15 protein-coding genes are annotated in these 17904 nt (G+C 68.7%); 12 read left to right on the plus strand and 3 right to left on the minus strand.

What is annotated here, in order from left to right:
• Window positions 1-12: 12 nt before the first annotated feature.
• The 3 genes from glcE (at window position 13) to IEV99_RS04365 (ending at window position 3056) form a co-directional block, all read left to right on the plus strand.
• The gene (gene glcE, locus IEV99_RS04355; protein ID WP_188516478.1) at window positions 13-1200 is read left to right on the plus strand and encodes a glycolate oxidase subunit GlcE; all 1188 of its coding nucleotides are present in this window, start codon (window positions 13-15) and stop codon (window positions 1198-1200) included.
• Window positions 1201-1210: 10 nt separating this feature from the next.
• Window positions 1211-2587, plus strand: a complete 1377-nt coding sequence (gene glcF / locus IEV99_RS04360; protein WP_188516479.1) for a glycolate oxidase subunit GlcF — start codon at window positions 1211-1213, stop codon at window positions 2585-2587.
• A gap of 139 nt (window positions 2588-2726) precedes the next feature.
• Complete coding sequence (locus IEV99_RS04365; protein ID WP_188516480.1) at window positions 2727-3056, plus strand: hypothetical protein; 330 nt, start codon at window positions 2727-2729, stop codon at window positions 3054-3056.
• A gap of 3 nt (window positions 3057-3059) precedes the next feature.
• On the opposite strand, the gene IEV99_RS04370 is transcribed toward IEV99_RS04365, so the two are convergent.
• Window positions 3060-4889, minus strand: coding sequence for a methyl-accepting chemotaxis protein (locus IEV99_RS04370; protein ID WP_188516481.1), 1830 nt, complete (start codon window positions 4887-4889; stop codon window positions 3060-3062).
• Between the two features lie 288 nt (window positions 4890-5177).
• On the opposite strand from IEV99_RS04370, the gene aceB reads away from it, so the two are divergent.
• The 3 genes from aceB (at window position 5178) to IEV99_RS04385 (ending at window position 8777) form a co-directional block, all read left to right on the plus strand.
• Window positions 5178-6749 carry a malate synthase A gene (gene aceB, locus IEV99_RS04375; protein ID WP_210318620.1) on the plus strand — a complete coding sequence of 524 codons (1572 nt, stop codon included), beginning with the start codon at window positions 5178-5180 and terminating at the stop codon, window positions 6747-6749.
• Between the two features lie 411 nt (window positions 6750-7160).
• On the plus strand, window positions 7161-7982 hold the full coding sequence (locus tag IEV99_RS04380; RefSeq protein ID WP_188516483.1) for a DUF2076 domain-containing protein: 822 nt from the start codon (window positions 7161-7163) through the stop codon (window positions 7980-7982).
• Window positions 7983-8024: 42 nt separating this feature from the next.
• Window positions 8025-8777, plus strand: a complete 753-nt coding sequence (locus tag IEV99_RS04385) for an LOG family protein (RefSeq protein WP_188517644.1) — start codon at window positions 8025-8027, stop codon at window positions 8775-8777.
• 177 nt (window positions 8778-8954) lie between these two features.
• On the opposite strand, the gene IEV99_RS04390 is transcribed toward IEV99_RS04385, so the two are convergent.
• Window positions 8955-9680: a L,D-transpeptidase gene (locus IEV99_RS04390; RefSeq protein WP_188516484.1), complete on the minus strand. Its 726-nt coding sequence runs from the start codon at window positions 9678-9680 to the stop codon at window positions 8955-8957.
• Between the two features lie 248 nt (window positions 9681-9928).
• On the opposite strand from IEV99_RS04390, the gene IEV99_RS04395 reads away from it, so the two are divergent.
• The 6 genes from IEV99_RS04395 (at window position 9929) to IEV99_RS04420 (ending at window position 16850) form a co-directional block, all read left to right on the plus strand.
• Complete coding sequence (locus IEV99_RS04395; RefSeq protein ID WP_188516485.1) at window positions 9929-10519, plus strand: protein phosphatase CheZ; 591 nt, start codon at window positions 9929-9931, stop codon at window positions 10517-10519.
• Between the two features lie 66 nt (window positions 10520-10585).
• Window positions 10586-11128, plus strand: coding sequence for a GNAT family N-acetyltransferase (locus tag IEV99_RS04400; RefSeq protein ID WP_188516486.1), 543 nt, complete (start codon window positions 10586-10588; stop codon window positions 11126-11128).
• A complete protein-coding gene (locus IEV99_RS04405; protein ID WP_188516487.1) occupies window positions 11125-12021 on the plus strand; it encodes a DMT family transporter in 897 nt (298 codons plus the stop codon). Before IEV99_RS04400 ends, IEV99_RS04405 begins: the two co-directional genes overlap by 4 nt.
• Before the next feature lie 264 nt (window positions 12022-12285).
• Window positions 12286-12573 (plus strand): co-chaperone GroES, encoded by a 288-nt coding sequence (gene groES, locus IEV99_RS04410; protein WP_188516488.1) that lies wholly within the window; start codon window positions 12286-12288, stop codon window positions 12571-12573.
• Between the two features lie 51 nt (window positions 12574-12624).
• Window positions 12625-14262 (plus strand): chaperonin GroEL, encoded by a 1638-nt coding sequence (groL, locus tag IEV99_RS04415; RefSeq protein WP_188516489.1) that lies wholly within the window; start codon window positions 12625-12627, stop codon window positions 14260-14262.
• A 476-nt stretch (window positions 14263-14738) separates the two neighbouring features.
• A complete protein-coding gene (locus tag IEV99_RS04420; protein WP_188516490.1) occupies window positions 14739-16850 on the plus strand; it encodes an ABC transporter ATP-binding protein/permease in 2112 nt (703 codons plus the stop codon).
• 384 nt (window positions 16851-17234) lie between these two features.
• On the opposite strand, the gene IEV99_RS04425 is transcribed toward IEV99_RS04420, so the two are convergent.
• Window positions 17235-17708 (minus strand): META domain-containing protein, encoded by a 474-nt coding sequence (locus IEV99_RS04425; protein WP_188516491.1) that lies wholly within the window; start codon window positions 17706-17708, stop codon window positions 17235-17237.
• Between the last annotated feature and the right edge of the window lie 196 nt (window positions 17709-17904).

Consider the following 17904-nt stretch of genomic DNA (forward strand, 5'->3'; position numbering starts at 1 on the left):
GAATCAACCCGCATGACCGACCTTCTCCAGCCCGCCGATGAAGCCGCCCTGGCGGAGGCCATTGCGGCCGCCCATGCGGCAAAGACTCCCCTGGCCGTGGAGGGCGCGGGCACCAAGAACGGCTTCGGCCGGCCGCTTCAGACCGAGCGCACGCTCACGACGCGCGGCATGACAGGCGTCACCCTCTACGAGCCGTCCGAGATGGTGATCGGCGCGCGCGCCGGCACGCCGTTGCGGGAGGTCGAGGCCACGCTCGCCGAAAAGGGCCAGGCGCTGACCTTCGAGCCCGTTGACTACAGGGGCCTGCTCGGAACGAGCGGCGAGCCCACCATGGGCGGCCTTGCGGCCAGCAACAATTCCGGCCCGCGCCGCATCATGGCGGGCGCCTGCCGCGACAGTCTCATCGGGGTGCGCTTCGTCAACGGCAAGGGTGAGATTGTGAAGTCCGGCGGCCGGGTGATGAAAAACGTCACCGGGCTCGATCTCGTGAAGCTGATGGCGGGCTCCTGGGGCACGCTGGGCGTGATGAGCGAAGTCATCTTCAAGGTGCTGCCCGCGCCCGCGCACGTGATGACGGTGGTGCTGCACGGGCTGGACGACGCCCGCGCCATCGAGGCCATGGCGGCCGGCCTCGGCTCGCCCTTCGAGGTGAACGGCGCCGCGCATCTACCCTCCGGCGTGGAGCGCGTGCCCAAGACGCTGCTGCGCGTGGAGGGCTTCCGCGAATCCATCGCCTACCGGGCCGGCGAGTTGCGCACCGTGCTGAAGGGCTTCGGCCCCGCCGACGTGATCGAGGGCGACACCGCCGCCGCGCTCTGGCGCCAGATCCGCGATGCGTCTTTTCTGGCTGAGCCGCGCGACGCCGCGGTCTGGCGGGTGTCGGTCGCTCCCTCCAGGGCCGCGGCCGCGATGGCGAAGTTGCACCCCACGCTGCCGGTGCGCAGCTTCTATGATTGGGGCGGCGGACTGGTATGGATCGCCGCCGCGCCGGCGGGCGACGCCGGGGCAGCCGCCATCCGGGGCGCTTTCGCGGGAACCGGCGCGCATGCGACGCTGGTGCGCGCGCCGGCGGAGGTTCGCGCCGCCGTCTCCGTTTTCGAGCCGCAGCCGGCCGCCATCGCGGCGCTTTCGGCTGGGATCAAGGCCAGCTTCGATCCAGCCGGCATCCTCAACCCGGGCCGCATGACGGCGGGGCTCTGAAAGTCATATCATGCAGACCAATTTTGCTCCCGAGCGGCTGAAGGACCAGGCCACCGCCACGTCCGAGAAGATCCTGCGCACCTGTGTGCATTGCGGCTTCTGCACCGCCACGTGCCCCACCTATCTGCTGCTCGGCGACGAGCTGGATAGCCCGCGCGGGCGCATCTACCTCATCAAGGACATGCTGGAGAACGACAGGCCCGCCACCCCGCAGGTGGTGAAGCACATCGATCGCTGCCTCTCCTGCCTGTCCTGCATGACGACCTGCCCGTCGGGCGTGCATTACATGCACCTCGTCGACCATGCCCGCTCCTATATCGAGGACACCTACGCGCGCCCGCCGCTCGACCGCGCCATGCGGTCCGTGCTGGCCGCGATCCTGCCCTATCGGGGCCGCTTCCGCCTGGCGCTGGCCGGCGCGATGCTGGCCAAGCCGCTGGCGCCGCTGCTGCGCCGTATTCCGGGGATCGGCGCCCGCATGGGCGCGATGCTGGCGCTCGCCCCGTCGCGCCTGCCGGCCCGCTCGGACGCCGAAAAGCTCACGGTGTTTCGACCGGAGGGGCCGCGCACCGGCCGCGTGGCGCTGTTGAACGGCTGCGCCCAGCCGGTGCTGCAGCCCTCCATCAACGACGCCGCGATCCGGATCCTGAACCGCAACGGCGTCGAGGTCGTGATCCCGCGCGACGAGGGCTGCTGCGGCGCGCTGGTCCACCACATGGGCCGCAACGAGCAGGGCCACGCCCTGGCAAAGGGCGCGATCGACGCCTGGACGCGCGAGATCGAGGGCGAGGGCCTGGACGCCATCATCGTGACGACGTCCGGCTGCGGCACCACCGTGAAGGACTACGGCTTCATGTTCCGCGAGGACCCCGCCTATGCGGACAAGGCCGCGCGGGTGTCGGCGCTTGCCCGGGACATCACTGAATATCTTGGCTCCATCGAATGGAAGGCGCCCGTGCGCCGCACCGGCGACGTCGTGACCTACCATTCGGCCTGCTCGATGCAGCATGGCCAGAAGATTACGGACGCGCCCAAGAAGCTGCTGAAGGCGGCAGGCTTTCTCGTCAAGGACGTGCCGGAGGCGCATATCTGCTGCGGCTCGGCCGGAACCTACAACATCCTCCAGCCGGAGCTGGCCGGGCAGCTGCGCGAGCGCAAGGTCGACAACATCCAGAAGACCCGGCCCGAGATCGTCGCAACCGGAAACATCGGCTGCATGACGCAGATCGGAAAGGGATTCGCCGACCGCGGCGTGCGAATCCCGATCGTCCACACGGTGGAGTTGCTGGACTGGGCCACGGGAGGCCCCATGCCGGAGGCGCTCGAAGACGCCGGATTCGGCCATCGCGAGGCGCAGGACGAGCCGGTTTCGTTTGCTGCTGAATAGAAAATGGCAGCTCGTCTGATCTTTGCGGTTACGCGCGTTGCTGCAAGTTATGGTAAACAAAAGGTTAAAAATACAGCTTGAACGTGAGTGAGTCTGTGGCGCTAATGGGTCGTCCAACGCACTCAGGGAGAGCGCTTCAATGACTGACACCCGCGAATTCGTGACCACCAGCGCCGCCAGCCTTGCTCGCGTCGATTACGCCAAGATGCGTGAGATCGCCAAGGCGATCCATGAGGACCGTTCCTTGCTCGACGCCTTCGAGCAGGATCCCGAGGGCACGGCTCGCGGCATCAACGGCTTTGAAGTTCCGGAAGGCTTCCACATCCACGTGGCCGACGCCGAGAACCGCCTCTACCCGGCCGAGGAAGCTGGCGTGTTCGGCGACGAGAGCCGCGAAGCCTGGGACCGCATGGAAGTGCGCGCCGGCCACAAGACTATCAGCCTCGTGGTGTGCTGCACCCCGGCCTGAGCTTCAGGTCATAGGCTGTGGGGCTAAAGGCGCCGTCGCGCTGAGCGACGGCGTTTTCATGTTGCGGGGCTCGATCGCGACCGCGAACATGACATTGCCCCAGAGCTGCCCCTGCACGAACACGGGCGACGCCACCATGGTGGCCGGCACCCAGTTGGTCCCGCCATTGTGCCGCATGAAGGCCGTGAGCGAGTAGGACGTGCGGCTGCGGGCGATCACCAGCAGCTTGGAGCGCTCCAGGATGCGCCGGTTGCGGCAATTGACGTCGTTCCACTCGATCTCGCCCGGCCGCTGCGGCTTCGACCATTCGGGATGGTGAACCGGCATGTAGGCGTTGCGGTCCGCCGCCATCACCAGGAAAGCCTCGGGATTTTCGGCCCGGAACCGCTCCAGGATGGGCGGCAGAACGGCGTCGTAGAACGGCGTCGCCCGCGTGGTGTACTGGATCGGGTTGGTGCCCTCGATGCGCCGGTAGTCCACGGTGATCAGGTCCGACGCCGAAACCTGGCCCTGCTGAACGGCGAGCTCGAATTGCAGCGTCACCTCGGTTGCGGCCGCCTGCGCGGTCTTGATCCACCCCTGGAAGCGCCGCTCCGTGTCGGCCACGATCTGGTCGATGCCGTCGCCCACGGCCTGCGGCAGCGCGTCGAACACGAAGCGCACGCCGTCCTCGGTCGCGCTCAGGATCGTGGCCTCGAACACGCCCAGCGTGGGCAGGTCGAGACGGCCGCGGCCGCCCACGCGCAGCTCCGGGTCCGGCAGCGCCAGCACGCCGCCGCGCGAGATGTCGAGCGTCACGATGGGCACGGCCGAGAGCGCGTCGCCCTTGCGGAAGTAGCCGTCCAGCCGCAGCGGCGCGCGCCGGTACTTGCGCTGGTCGCCCGCCTCCGCGTGCCTGAACACCGCCGACGCGCGCTGCGTCAGCCGGTGGAGGGCGGGCACGGTCATGTTCGCGGCCTCGCCGGCGTTGCGGCATGCGCCCGCCGCGTCCGCGGCTATCTGCGTCATGGCCTCGCTCTTCTGCGAGACCACGCGCACGAATTGCAGGCTGTCGGACGCGCGGTGCGCGACCTCGCGGGCGGCGTCCATCTGCGCGCCCACGGCGTCGCGCACGCTGCCGAGCACGGGCCCCACGCGCGCGAGCAGGCGCGCGATGGCGCCGATGGACGCGCCGCTCTCGCGCGCCACCGTCTGCAGGGTCGCGATCTGCGCGCCGATGTCGCTCGTGGCCGCCTGCACCTGCCCGGCCAGCTGCTTCACCTCCGTGGCCACGACCGCGAAGCCGCGCCCGGCCGCGCCGGCCCGCGCCGCCTCGATGCTCGCGTTGAGCGCGAGCAGGTTCGTCTGCCGCGCGATCGCGCCAATCACCGCGACCACGCCCGCGATGCGGTCGACCGCGGTGGTGAGCTGCTGCATGCGCTGCGTCACGTCGCCCGCCAGGTTGCGCGCGTCGTCCACGAACTCGTCCGTGCCCGCGATATGGCTCTCGATCGCGACGCCCGTGCGCGAGAGCTGCTGCGTCGTCTCCGCGAGGCTGGTGGTGGCCTTGAAGGCCGTGTCGGAGAGGCTGGAGAGCTCGAGGCTGGCGTCGCGCAGCCCGTCCATCAGGGTGAGCGTCTCGGTCACCTGCGACTGCACGTCGTCGGCCGAGTAGCCGATTACCCGCATGGTCAGCAGAACGTCGTCCTCGAGCTGTCGCAGCACCTCGCGCAGGCCGTCGCCGCCGTCGGGCGACTCCGACGGCTGGGCCGTCGGCGCCTCGACGGCCGGGGAGGGGGCGTCATGCAGGTCCGCGGCGGACCTGGGGCGCTTGAAGAGGCGGACGAGGTTCACAAACGGCTCGGTGACTCGTGGCGATACGACCAGGAGTATGCCGGGCGTTCGTAAACAATCAGGGATAGAGATCCTCCAGAAGCCGGCTCGATGGGCCGGCGCCGCAACCCGAATGCGCGCAAACGAGCAATTTCAGCCCTCCCTGCGCGCAGGCGGTAGAACTCCGTTCACCATAGGGAGAAACCGGGCCACCCTGGCAACCACTCGAAAAGGCCTGCTCGTCCAGAGTGCGTCACGCAAAAAAGCACGCTGGGGTAGGGTTGCTCGATGACGGTCCGGAATGAAGGCTTGGCGATCAGCGCCGTCATGGACGGGCGTGCGCCCGCGATCCTGTGCGCCGCCGCAACGGCCTTCCTGGCCCGGCTGGACGCCCGGTTCGAGACTGCCCGCCGGGCGGCCCTGGCCCACCGGGCCGAGCGCCGGCTGGCCTTCGACGGCGGCGAGATGCCGGACTTTCCGGCCGAGACCCAAAGCATCCGCGACGCTGACTGGCGGGTGAGCCCCATCCCGGCCGACCTCGTGGACCGCCGCATCGAGATCGCCGGGCCGCCCGGACGCGCCGCCATCGTGGCGGCCGTGAACTCCGGCGCGAAGGTGTTCGTGGCCGATTTCGAAGACGCGTCCTCGCCGAGCTGGACCAACCTGATCGACGGCCAGGCGAACCTGATCGATTTCTGGGCCGGGCGGCTCCAGGCCGGCTCCCCCAAGGGCCGCAAGACCGCGCCGCGTCCGGATGGCGCGGCCGTGATGATGCGCCCGCGCGGCTGGCACCTGCCCGAAAAGCACGTGCAGGTCGCCGGCCGGCCGCTGGCCGCTACGCTGTTCGACGTCGGGCTCTATTTGTTTCACAACGCCCGCGCGATCCAGGCCCAGGGCCGCACCGTCGCGCTTTACTTGCCCAAGGTGGAGGGCGCGCGCGAGGCGCGCCTCTGGAACGACATGCTGGGCTTCGCCGAGCGTGAGCTCGAATTGGCGGCGGGCTCCATCAAGGCCACCGTGCTGATCGAGACCATGCCGGCCGCCTTTGAGATGGACGAGATCCTGTGGGAGCTGCGCGAGCGCGCGCTCGGCCTCAATTGTGGCCGCTGGGACCTGATCTTCAGCTTCATCAAATGCCTCGGCAAGCACGCCCGCTTCGTCACGCCGGACCGCGCCTCCATGGTGATGGGGTCGAACTTTCTGGCGGCCTGCTCCTACCTGCTGGTGAAGACCTGCCACCGCCGCGGCGCGCTGGCGCTCGGCGGCAAGATCGCCAACATGCCCGTGAAGGGCGATCGCCGCGCCCATCGCCAGTCCATCGCCATGGTGAAGGCCGACAAGCAGCGCGCCGCCCTCGAGGGCCTGGACGGCGTCTGGGTCGGCCATCCCGATCTGGTCCCCATCGCCCAGGAGGTGTTCCACGGTCTGGTGCCGGAGGCGAACCAGCTCGGCCTCCTCCATGCCGACATGGAGATCATCCGCGACGACATGCTCTCGATGCACCCCGGCCGCCGCACCGAGGCGGGCCTGCGCGGCAACATCCGGGTTGTGATCCACTATCTGGCCGCCTGGATCGGCGGGCAGGGCGCGCTGCCGATGCACGACCTCCTGGAGGACGCGGGCACGGCCGAGATCGCGCGCGTGCAGGTCTGGCAGTGGGTGTACCACGAGGCCAAGCTGTCGGACGGCCGCAAGATCACGCCCGAGCTCTTCGGCGAAATCCTCGACGACGAGGTCGCGCGCCTCCGCGCCGATCTCGGCGACGCCGGCTTCGCGGCTGGCCGCCACCGGGAGGCCGTGGACCTGTTCCGCGCCATGACGCTGGCCGCGGACGTCCCCGACTTCCTGACGCTCTCCGCCTACGACATGCTGGCGGCCTGAGCGGCTGGCGCACGCGCGCTTTTCCACCCCCGTCCACCGCCCCAATCCCCTCATCCTGAGGAGCATCGCCGCTTGGCGATGCGTCTCGAAGGACAAGTGACTCCAGCCTGCCATCACGGTTGAACTCGCTGGAGCCCTCGTCCTTCGAGACGCAGGCCCAAGCGGGCCTGCTCCTCAGGATGAGGGTGTTGGGAGTTTGGACTATCCGAATGCCGATGAGGCAAGGCGCCCTCGCTCCCTCCACGGCGCCCCCCACACGGAACGCCCGACCTTTCCGCGAATTCATGTTGCGAGGCCTTGGAGGCCGGCTTGGCCGCCACCACATCTCACGGGCCGCACGGTGGCGATTGCGGCGCCTGCGAGGGTTGTTTCGGCCGCCACGCCGTTGAGTCACGCACACGAGGAGCGACCATGAGTCCCGAGGAACGCCAGCTGCTCGCGAATCTGTTCGAGCGTGTGAAGGGCGCCGCCAATGCGCCGCGCGACAAGGAGGCCGAGGCCTTCATCAGCGATGCGGTGCGCCAGCAGCCCTATGCGCCCTACCTGATGGCCCAGACCGTGATCGTGCAGGAGGAGGCGCTGAAAGCCGCCGCCAGCCGCATCCAGGAGCTCGAGGCGCAGGCCGCCGAGCACGAAAAGGCGCGTGACGCCGGCTCCACCAGCTTCCTGGGCGGGCTCGGCAAAACCATTTTTGGCGGCCAGGAGGCGGGTCGTCCGCCCCAGCCCGGCCGTCCCGCAGGCCCATGGGGCCAAGCCGCCCCGCAAGCCGCTCCCCCGCCCGCCGCGGGTCCGTGGGGCGCGGCCCAGCAGGCCCAGCCGCCTCAGGGCGGCGGCGGCTTCTTCGGCGGAGGCCAGGGCGCGGGTCCTGGCGGGGCCATGGGGGCGATGGGTGGCGGTGGCGGCGGCGGCTTCCTGCGCAACGCCATGACGACCGCGGCCGGCGTGGCCGGCGGCGCCTTGCTGTTCCAGGGCGTCTCGTCGCTGTTCAACAGCCACCACGGCTCGGGCGGCCTGTTTGGCGGGCAGGCCAACAGCCTGGCCGACCCGGCCGCGCTCGGCGGCGGCTCCGGCGAGACCATCATCAACAACAACTATGGATCGGCGGCCGCCGACCCGATGGGCGACAGCGCCAACTACCAGTCGGCCGGCTATGACGATCCCGCGACCGACAGCCCCATCGATGACGCCAGCTTCGACGACGGCGGCGTGGACGACGGCGACAGCTGGGCCTGATAGGTTCTCCGGGTGACAGATTCGCCCGACAACAGCGCCCAAATGGCGTCCGCCGCGTTTCGCCTGCCGGCCATGGACCAGGAGTTCCTGCTCGGCGACTCGATGCGCGGCGTGCGCTTTCTTCTGGAATACGCCAAGGCGGAGGAGCGCCTGCGCGCCTGGGGCGTGCGCTCAACCGTGGTGGTGTTCGGCTCGGCCCGCGCGAGGCCGGCCGGCGTCCCGACGACGTTCGGGCCCAACGGCGCGCGCTGGTATGAGGAGGCGCGCCGATTCGGCATGATCGCCTCGCAGCGCGGCGGGGCTTTGACGTCCGACCACGGCCAGCGCGACAACGTGATCGCGACGGGCGGCGGCCCCGGCATTATGGAAGCCGCCAACCGCGGGGCCGCCGAAGCCGGAGCGCCGTCGGTCGGCTTCAACATCACCCTGCCGCACGAGCAGGAGCCGAACGCCTATTCGACGCCGGACCTCACCTTCCGCTTCCACTATTTCGCGATGCGCAAGATGCATCTCGCCATGCGGGCCAACGGATTGGTGGTGTTCCCGGGCGGCTTCGGCACCTTTGACGAGCTCTTCGAGATCTTGACGCTGCGCCAGACCGGCAAGGCCCCGGCGATCCCGATCGTGCTGGCGGACCGAGCCTACTGGACCTCGGTCATCAACTTTGACGCCCTCGTGGACGCCGGCATGGTGAAACGCGACGACCTCGACCTCTTCGGCTTCGCGGATGACGCCGAGGACATCTGGGCCGCCTTGGTGGAACGCGGCCTGCCGCTGCCGCACCGGAAAGGGTAGCGAGCCTGTGGCTGGGCATTCGATGCGCCTCGCCGTCATTGCGAGCGCAGCGAAGCAATCCAGCCTAACGCCCGGCCGTTAGGCTGGATTGCTTCGCCTCCGGCTCGCAATGACGGCGAGGGGACGCCCAGGACGGCGCGAAGCGCCACCCTCCCCCTCAAGGGGAGCGTGGGCCCCCTACATCACCACCACAGTCGTCCCCACCCGCACGCGCTCGTACAGGTCCGTGACGTCCTCGTTGCGCAGGCGGATGCAGCCCGAGGAGACGTTCTGGCCGATGGTGTTGGGCTCGTTGGTGCCGTGGATGCGGTAGAGCGTGGAGCCGAGATACATCGCGCGGGCGCCGAGTGGGTTGTCGGGGCCGCCTTCCATGTGGGCCGGGAGGTCCGGCCGGCGCTTGATCATCTCGGGCGGGGGCGTCCAGCCGGGCCATTCGGCCTTGCGGGTGATGGTCTTCACGCCCGCCCAGGTGAAGCCGGGGCGACCCACGCCGATGCCGTAGCGCAGGGCCTTGCCGCCCGGCTGGACGAGATAGAGAAACTTGTTGGGCGAATCGATCACGATCGTGCCCGGCGCGTGGCGGCCGTCATAGTCCACGACCTGGCGCTCGTAGCGCGGGTCGAGGCCGCGCTCGATGCGGCTCATCGGCTCGGGCGGCGCGTTCATGGGCAGGGAGGCGTAGCGCGGGTCCGGCGCATAGGCGGGCTCGGCCGGCCAGATGGGACGGCGGACGCCGAGCGGCGCCCCTGGGATGGGGGGCGCCACGGCGGGTTCGCGCGGCGACGGGTTGCGCCCGGTCATCAGCAACTCGATGAAGCCGCCGCCCATGTCGGGCGAGCCGGCGCGCGCAAGCGACGGCGCGACGGCCACGAGGGCGATGAGGGGCAACAGGTATCTGCGCATGGGAGGCTGCGGCTCCAGGCTGAATACTTCGGGTTATGTCAGCCGGAAACTATTCGCTCGCGGGTGGAGGCCTGCTGAACAATCAACGTTAACAAAGCGCTTTGTATTTCATTCAATTCTCTTTTCAGCGGAATGGTTTACAAGAAATTGAGCGGTTTCGGTAAGGCGTTGTTTATCCCTTAAGGAAGCGCAGGCATGGTTCTCGGCAACGCTTGGCCGGCTCGCGGCCCGCGTTCGGAAACTGTTGATTGAACCGCACGACCCGCCCCTATCGCCTCGAACGCACCGCGCCGCCCGGGTCGCCGACGGCGCGCGGCGCTTCTGGCTCGTCGGCGGAGACAGCCCGGGCCGAATCGGCGCAGGCCGGAGCCGGCCACCAGGCCGCCGCGGTTGCGGTGGTTCAAGCTGGCGCCGGGCTGGCGCGCGCCTCCGCGGAGCTCACCGCGGTCACCAGCGACGTGGCGCGCGGCGTTCACGCCATCCTCGGCATCTGCGAGGAGCTGGACGCAACGATTCACCGTCTCAAGGCCGAAGGCGCGCTTTCGGCCGAAAGCGCCGACCACCTCTCCGAACGGCTCTTGCTGGTGTTTCAGGCCTGCGATTTCCAGGATCTCGCGGGGCAGCGCATCGCCAATGTGCGCGGCCTTCTCGATGAGCTCGACCGCCGCATCGTGACCTGGCGGTTCGGCGCCGCGCCGGCCGCCAAGGCGGCCACCGCGGACGGCGCGATCCCGGGCTGGGGCGGCAACGCCCGCGCCACCGAACTCGAGAATGGCCCGCGCCTGCAATCGGACGCCGGGCACCTGACCCAGGCCGACGTGGACCGGCTGCTGTCCTGACGACTTCACGGCGCCGGCGCGGCATGCGAGAAGGGCCGCCCCTGTTCGCCCGGGCCGCCCCCCCCCATGACCGCTCCGCTCGACGCCAGCCTCTCGATCCGCCCCGCCGTCGACAATGACGGGCCGCGGCTGGCGGACCTGATTCGCACCGTGTTCGCCGAATACGAGAACTGCCCCTTTGTGTCGGATGAATTCCCGGAGCTCGCCGCCCCGGCGACGAGCTATGCGGCGCGCGGCGGCGTGCTCTGGGTCGCAGAGCGCAGGGCCGCCGGCGGCGAGACGCAGCTGGTCGGCTCGCTCGCGATCGCGCCGGCCGTTGACCCGGGCGACTTCGAGCTCCTGAAGGTCTACGCCGCCGCCAGCGAGCGTGGGCGCGGCCTCGCGGCGCGGCTGCTCGCCGACGCGGTCGCGTACGCGGCCGAGCGGGGAGGGCGGCGCATCGTGCTGTGGTCAGACAGCCGCTTCACGCGGGGGCATGCGTTTTATCGCAAGCACGGGTTCAAGCCGACGCCCGGCATCCGGGCGCTGCATGACGTCGGCGTAACGCTGGAGCTCGGCTTCGCGCGCGACCTGCCTGCAGGCCGGGACGAATCGGCGGGCGGGCTTTGAAGCCCGTTCTCCGGCACGATGTCTCGCTGCTGCCGATCGGCATGGCGATGGCGGGCGCGATCCTGCTCACCGTGATGGATGCGGTGATGAAGGGGCTCTCGGCCGGCTTCTCGACGCTCGATCTCGTGGCCGGACGCTATGTGTTCGGCACGCTGGTGGCGGTCCCGATCGCGCTCGTGATGCGCCCGGCGCTCCCCAACGCGGCGATGCTGCGCGCCCATCTGGTGCGCACCCTCGTGGTGGTGGTGACGGCCGGGTTGTTCTTTTACTCGCTGTCCATCCTGCCGCTCGTGGAGGCGGTGGTGTTCAGCTACCTGTCGCCCGTGATCATGGCGCTGCTCGGCCGCGTGATGCTGGGCGAGAAGGTCGCGCCGGCCGTCGCGGTCGCGATCGCGGTGTCGTTCGCGGGCGTGATCGTGATCGCGGTCGGCAAGGGGATCAGCGTCGCCGGCATGGGCCGGGACCTCTGGGGCGTGCTGGCCGCCGTGGCGGCGGCGTTCACCTATGCGCTCGCGATGGTGATGCTGCGGGCGCGCACGGGCAGCGACCCCATCGTCGGCATCGTGGCGCTGCAGAACGTCATCGCCATGGCGTATGTGCTGCCGCTGTCGCTCGCGTTCGGCCAGCCGCTTTCGCTCGTGCAGGCGCACTGGCCGTGGCTGCTGCTCGCCGGGGGGCTGGGCGCGGTCGGCCACCTGTTCTACGCCGGGGCCTTCAAGCGGGCGCCCGCCGCCAAGATCGGCGCGGTGGAGTACACCAACTTCATCTGGGCGACCGCCATCGGCTACGTCGCCTTCAGCGAGATCCCGACCGCTTCCGCGACGGCCGGCGCGGCCCTGATCGTCTGCGGGTCGCTGGTGCTGATGGTGAAGCGCAAGCCCGCCGCGGCCTGACGGCGGCGGCGCGGGGTTTCGGCCGGAGGCGTTTCGGGCTATGGTCCCCCCGCAGATCGTGGCGCGGCCGCCCCGCCGGTCGCCCTTAATTTCGACCGCCCGCACAAAACCGCGAAGCTCGCGCTGCGACAAATCTTGACAGTCCCGCCCGGGGCGCTTATCTCCGCGTCATCCTGATTGGCACTCTCTTGGTGAGAGTGCTAGCAGGCCATCGTTTCTTGCCAGCTTCAGCGCTTCGTGCGCGTCGCGAAGAGGAAGACACTCATGCAATTCCGTCCCCTGCACGACCGCGTCGTCGTCCGCCGCCTCGAGTCGGAGGAGAAGACCAAGGGCGGCATCATCATCCCCGACAGCGCCAAGGAGAAGCCCCAGGAGGGCGAGATCGTGGCCGTTGGACCCGGCGCCCGTGACGAAAGCGGCAAGCTCGTCGCTCTCGACGTGAAGGCCGGCGACCGCGTCCTGTTCGGCAAGTGGTCGGGCACCGAGGTCAAGATCGACGGTCAGGACCTCCTGATCATGAAGGAGTCCGACATCATGGGCGTCGTCGCCTGATCTCGGACCTACCCCGCCTTTCCTGATTTCAATTCATAGGAGCTAGACGTCATGGCTGCCAAAGACGTTCGCTTTTCCTCCGACGCCCGCGACAAGATGCTGCGCGGCGTGGACATTCTCGCCAACGCCGTGAAGGTGACGCTCGGTCCCAAGGGCCGCAACGTCGTCATCGAGAAGAGCTTCGGCGCACCCCGCATCACCAAGGACGGCGTCACCGTCGCCAAGGAGATCGAGCTCGAGGACAAGTTCGAGAACATGGGCGCCCAGATGGTGCGCGAAGTGGCCTCGAAGACCAACGACATCGCCGGCGACGGCACCACGACCGCCACGGTTCTCGCCCAGGCGATCGTGAAGGAAGGCGCCAAGGCCGTCGCGGCCGGCATGAACCCGATGGACCTCAAGCGCGGCGTCGATCTCGCCGTGACTGCGGCCCTCGAGGACATCAAGAACCGCGCCCGCAAGGTTGCGTCCTCGGCTGAGGTCGCGCAGGTCGGCACCATTTCGGCGAATGGCGACAGCGCCATCGGCGAGATGATCGCCCAGGCCATGCAGCGCGTCGGCAACGAAGGCGTGATCACGGTCGAGGAGGCCAAGACCGCCGAGACCGAGCTCGACGTCGTCGAGGGCATGCAGTTCGACCGCGGCTACCTCTCCCCGTACTTCATCACGAATGCGGAGAAGATGGTCGCCGAGCTCGAGGACCCCTACATCCTCATCCACGAGAAGAAGCTGTCGTCGCTCCAGGCGATGCTGCCGATCCTCGAGGCCGTGGTGCAGACCGGCAAGCCGCTCGTCATCATCGCCGAGGACATCGAGGGCGAGGCTCTCGCCACCCTGGTGGTCAACAAGCTGCGCGGCGGCCTGAAGGTCGCGGCCGTGAAGGCTCCGGGCTTCGGCGATCGCCGCAAGGCCATGCTGGAGGACATCGCGATCCTGACCCAGGGTCAGATGATCGCCGAGGACCTCGGCATCAAGCTCGAGTCCGTCACCCTCAACATGCTGGGCCGCGCCAAGCGCATCCGCATCGAGAAGGAAAACACCACGATCGTCGACGGCGCCGGTGAGCGTTCCGACATCGAGGCGCGCGTGTCGCAGATCAAGGCGCAGATCGAGGAGACCACCTCGGACTACGACCGCGAGAAGCTGCAAGAGCGTCTGGCCAAGCTCGCTGGCGGCGTCGCGGTGATCCGCGTCGGCGGCGCGACCGAGGTCGAGGTGAAGGAAAAGAAGGACCGCGTCGACGACGCCCTGAACGCCACCCGCGCTGCGGTGGAAGAAGGCATCGTCCCCGGCGGCGGCACCGCGCTGCTGCGCGCCAAGGGCGCCGTCTCCAAGCTGAAGTCGGATAACGCCGACGTGCAGGCCGGCATCAACATCGTGATGAAGGCCCTCGAGGCTCCGCTTCGCCAGATCGTCGAGAACGCTGGCGTCGAAGGCTCCATCGTGGTCGGCAAGATCGGCGAGAACCCGTCCGAGACCTTCGGCTTCAACGCCCAGACCGAGAAGTACGTCGACATGCTCGAGGCCGGGATCGTCGATCCGGCCAAGGTCGTCCGCACGGCTCTCCAGGACGCGGCTTCGGTCGCCGGCCTGCTGATCACCACGGAAGCCATGGTCGCCGAAATCCCGAAGGACAAGCCCTCCATGCCCATGGGCGGCGGCGGCGGCATGGGCGGCATGGACTTCTAAGTCCAACGCCGCTCGGTTCTCCGAGCCACAGAGTAGTGAAGGGCGGCCGCGAGGCCGCCCTTTTTGCGTTGTGGCAGGCGCTGGCCCAGCGAAACGGCCGTGACATGCTCTCCGTCATCCCCGGCGGCGCGAAGCGCCGGGAAGGGGATCGAGAAGTGAGCGACCTTGCCGCTGGATCCCCATCCCGACCTGCTGCGCAGGTCGCCGGGGATGACGGCCCAACAAGTCCAGCCTTCGCTGGCGCCATCGGGAGACATCCTCCCCCTCATTGCGAGCGCCAGCGAAGCAATCCAGCCTAATGTCCGGCTTTTAAGCTGGATTGCTTCGCCTCCGGCTCGCAATGACGGCGAGGGACTCAATCATTCCGGCGTAAGTTTCCGCGACCCCGCAGCCTCTTCGGTTCCACCGCGCCGCGTGTTAAGCCTTCCCGCCGGTTCGCGCTCCGCGCGCCTTTCTTGCCGTGAGACTCAAGCCCCATGCATGGATCTAAGCTGAAGCCGCTGGCCCTCGTGGTTCTGGCCGCCGCGTTGGCGGCGGGCGTGGTCGGGGCCGTGCGGGGCGATCCTGCGGCGCTGGGCCTTGCCTTGGTGGGTCTGCTGCTGGCGGGCGCGACCTGGCGCTCGGCCGTGATCTCGGTGTTCCTGCGCATCTTCGTGGCGATCTTCGCGGTGGAATACGTGCTCGCCAGCGCGGTGGTGCTGCTGGTGCGCGGCGGGCTCTGGCCCGAGGCCCTGGCCGACCTCGCGGTTCCGACCAGCCTGCCGATCACGGTCGGCGTCTTCGGCCTCATCGTGTATGGGGCGTCGCACCTGCACGTGATCCGCACCATCACGCGCATCGCCGACCTCTACTTCGCCACCCGCGAGGTCGGCGTGGCCCGCATCTGGCCGTTCGGGACCGTGCAGGTCCGCGAGAACCGGCTCGCTGCCGCGGCCATCACGTTCCTGATCGTCATCAACCAGGCGCAGGTCGGCATTTCGGTGCGGCTGTCCTTCTTCAACCGCGACTGGTTCAACGCCATCCAGGAGAAGAACGCCGATGCGTTCTGGTCGCTGCTGTTCACGGTCTTCCTGGTCTGGGCGGCCGTCTATATCGCCAGCGCGATCGTCGAATACGTGGTGCAGTCCGGCCTCAGCATCCGCTGGCGGCGCTGGCTGACCGACCATTTCGTCAGCGACTGGCTGGGCGACCACCGCCACTACCGCATGAACCTCGCGGGAGTGGGCGCCGACAACCCCGACCAGCGCATCGCGGTCGACATCGATCGCTTCATCGATTCGACCTACAGCTTCTCGATCCGCCTGCTCGCGACCGTGAGCTCGCTGGTGTCGTTCTCGATCATCCTGTGGACGATCTCGGCCAACTTCACCATCCCGGGCACCGAGATCGTGATCCCGGGCTTCCTGTTCTGGGTGGCGCTGCTCTATGCGGGCATCGGCACGCTGATCACCCACCTGATCGGCCGCACCCTGGTGCCGCTGAACTTCACGCAGCAGCGCTACGAGGCGGACTTCCGCTTCTCGCTGGCGCGCCTGCGGGAATATTCGGAGCAGGTCGCCCTTCTGGACGGCGAGCGCGCCGAGCGCGGCATCGTGATGGGGCGCTTCGGCTCCGTGCTGGCGAATTTTTGGCAGATCGTCGGCGTCCGCAAACGCCTGCTCGCCTTCACGGCGTCCTATGGGCAGATCAGCCCGCTGATCCCCTATGTGATCGCCGCGCCGTTCTACTTCGCGGGCAAGATCCAGCTCGGCCAGATGAGCCAGACGGCAGGCGCCTTCGGCAATGTGGAAGGCGCGCTGAACTTCTTCGTCAGCTATTACGTCAGCCTGGCGGAGTACAAATCCGTCATCGACCGCCTCACCACCTTCAACGACGCGATCGAGACGGCGGGTTCCATCGGAACCAAGCCGCCCCGCGTCGAGCTGGTGCAGAAGGCCGGGCAGACCAACGTGCGCGTGGACGCGCTGGAGCTCGCGCTGCCCAACGGGAAGACCATCGTGACGATCGACGACCTCGTGCTGAAGCCGGGCGAGTCGACGCTGGTCACGGGCCCGTCAGGTTCCGGCAAGTCGACGCTGCTTCGCGCCGTCTCGGGCATCTGGCCCTATGGCGACGGCCGCATCAGCGTGCCCGAGGGCCAGAGCGTGATGCTGCTGCCGCAGCGCCCCTATATCCCGATGGGCACGCTGCGCGGCGCCGTCACCTATCCGGAGCTCAGCGGCGCCTATGACGATGCGGCCCTGCGCGACGCGCTCACGGCCGCGCGCCTGCCCGCACTGGTGGATCGGCTGGACGAGGAAGACATCTGGCCGCAGCGCCTCTCGGGCGGCGAGCAGCAACGCCTCGCCATCGCGCGCGCGCTCTTGGCCAAGCCGGACTGGCTGTTCCTGGACGAGGCCACATCGGCGCTGGACGAGCTCGGCGAGGCGGCGCTCTACAAGATGCTGGCCGAGCGCCTGCCCGGCGCCACCATCGTGTCCATCGGCCACCGCTCGACCCTGATCGCCATGCACAAGCGGCATCTGCAAATGGCCTCGAAGGGCGACCTGTTCACGACCGAGGAGGTCGAGCGGAATGCGAGCGCTTAAGGAGTTCATGTCGGCGCGATGCCCACCCTCCCCTTGAGGGGGAGGGTCGCCGCGCAGCGGCGGGGTGGGGTGACGCCGGGCGTTGGCTGGGTGGCGAAACCGAGTCTTGCCCCGGCCCCCCAACCCGCCGGCCTTCGGCCATCGACCCTCCCCCTCAAGGGGAGGGTGGGCTGCGGCGCTTCGTTCGAAGAACGGCAGGTGAGGCGAGCGCCGTTAGCGCGTTTCTTCTCCCCCCGGGAGAAGGTGTCAGCGAAGCTGACGGATGAGGGACTGACGGCTGGTCAGTGGCCTCGATGGTCGAGTTTGCTGGAAGGACGCTAGTCCCTCATCCGGCCCTTCGGGCCACCTTCTCCCGAGGGGAGAAGGGTGCGGCGCGCGACGCCCTCAGATCGAGCGCTGGAACTTCAGCTCGCCGTGCTGGCTCTGGATGATCAGGTAGCCGTCCTTCACGTCCCACACCTGGGCGGTGCGGAAGGCGACCAGGAAGGCCTTTTCGAGGTCCATCACGCCCTTCTCACAGGCCTTCTTGGTGGACGCGATCGGCCCCACCGCGAAGCGCTGCTGCTGGAGCGGGTAGGCGGTGGCCGAGAAATTGTTGCAGCCGCCGAAGCCGCGGGCGCGGAACTGGCCGTCCAGCATGATGGAGGGGCGCTCGCCCGACGTGAACGACTTGCCGTTCATGCTCGCCAACGTCCACTGCACGTCGGTGGGGAACACCTTCTGGGCCTTGGGAACAACCACCTCGCCCTGCTGCGGCGCCCGGCTGCCCTTCTGCTGCGCAAGCGCCTGCCCGGCGCCCAGCGAGGCGAAGAGCGCGGCGGCGCAAACGAGACGCATGGAGGACGAACGACGCAGCATGATGGTGGATCCCTTGTGGAATGGCGGCGGAGCATAGTCACCCAAAGGCGCCCTCGCAATGGCGAGCCGTGGGTTTGACGGGTGCGTTTCTGCGCTGTTTCAGCGCCTCGCCGTCATTGCGAGGAGCGAAGCGACGCGGCAATCCAGGCGCTAGGCGAAGGCCTTGGCGCCTGGTGGCCCGCGTCAGCTGGATTGC

Source organism: Alsobacter metallidurans, assembly GCF_014636935.1.
In the GTDB taxonomy this organism is placed as follows: Bacteria; Pseudomonadota; Alphaproteobacteria; order Rhizobiales; family Beijerinckiaceae; genus Alsobacter; species Alsobacter metallidurans.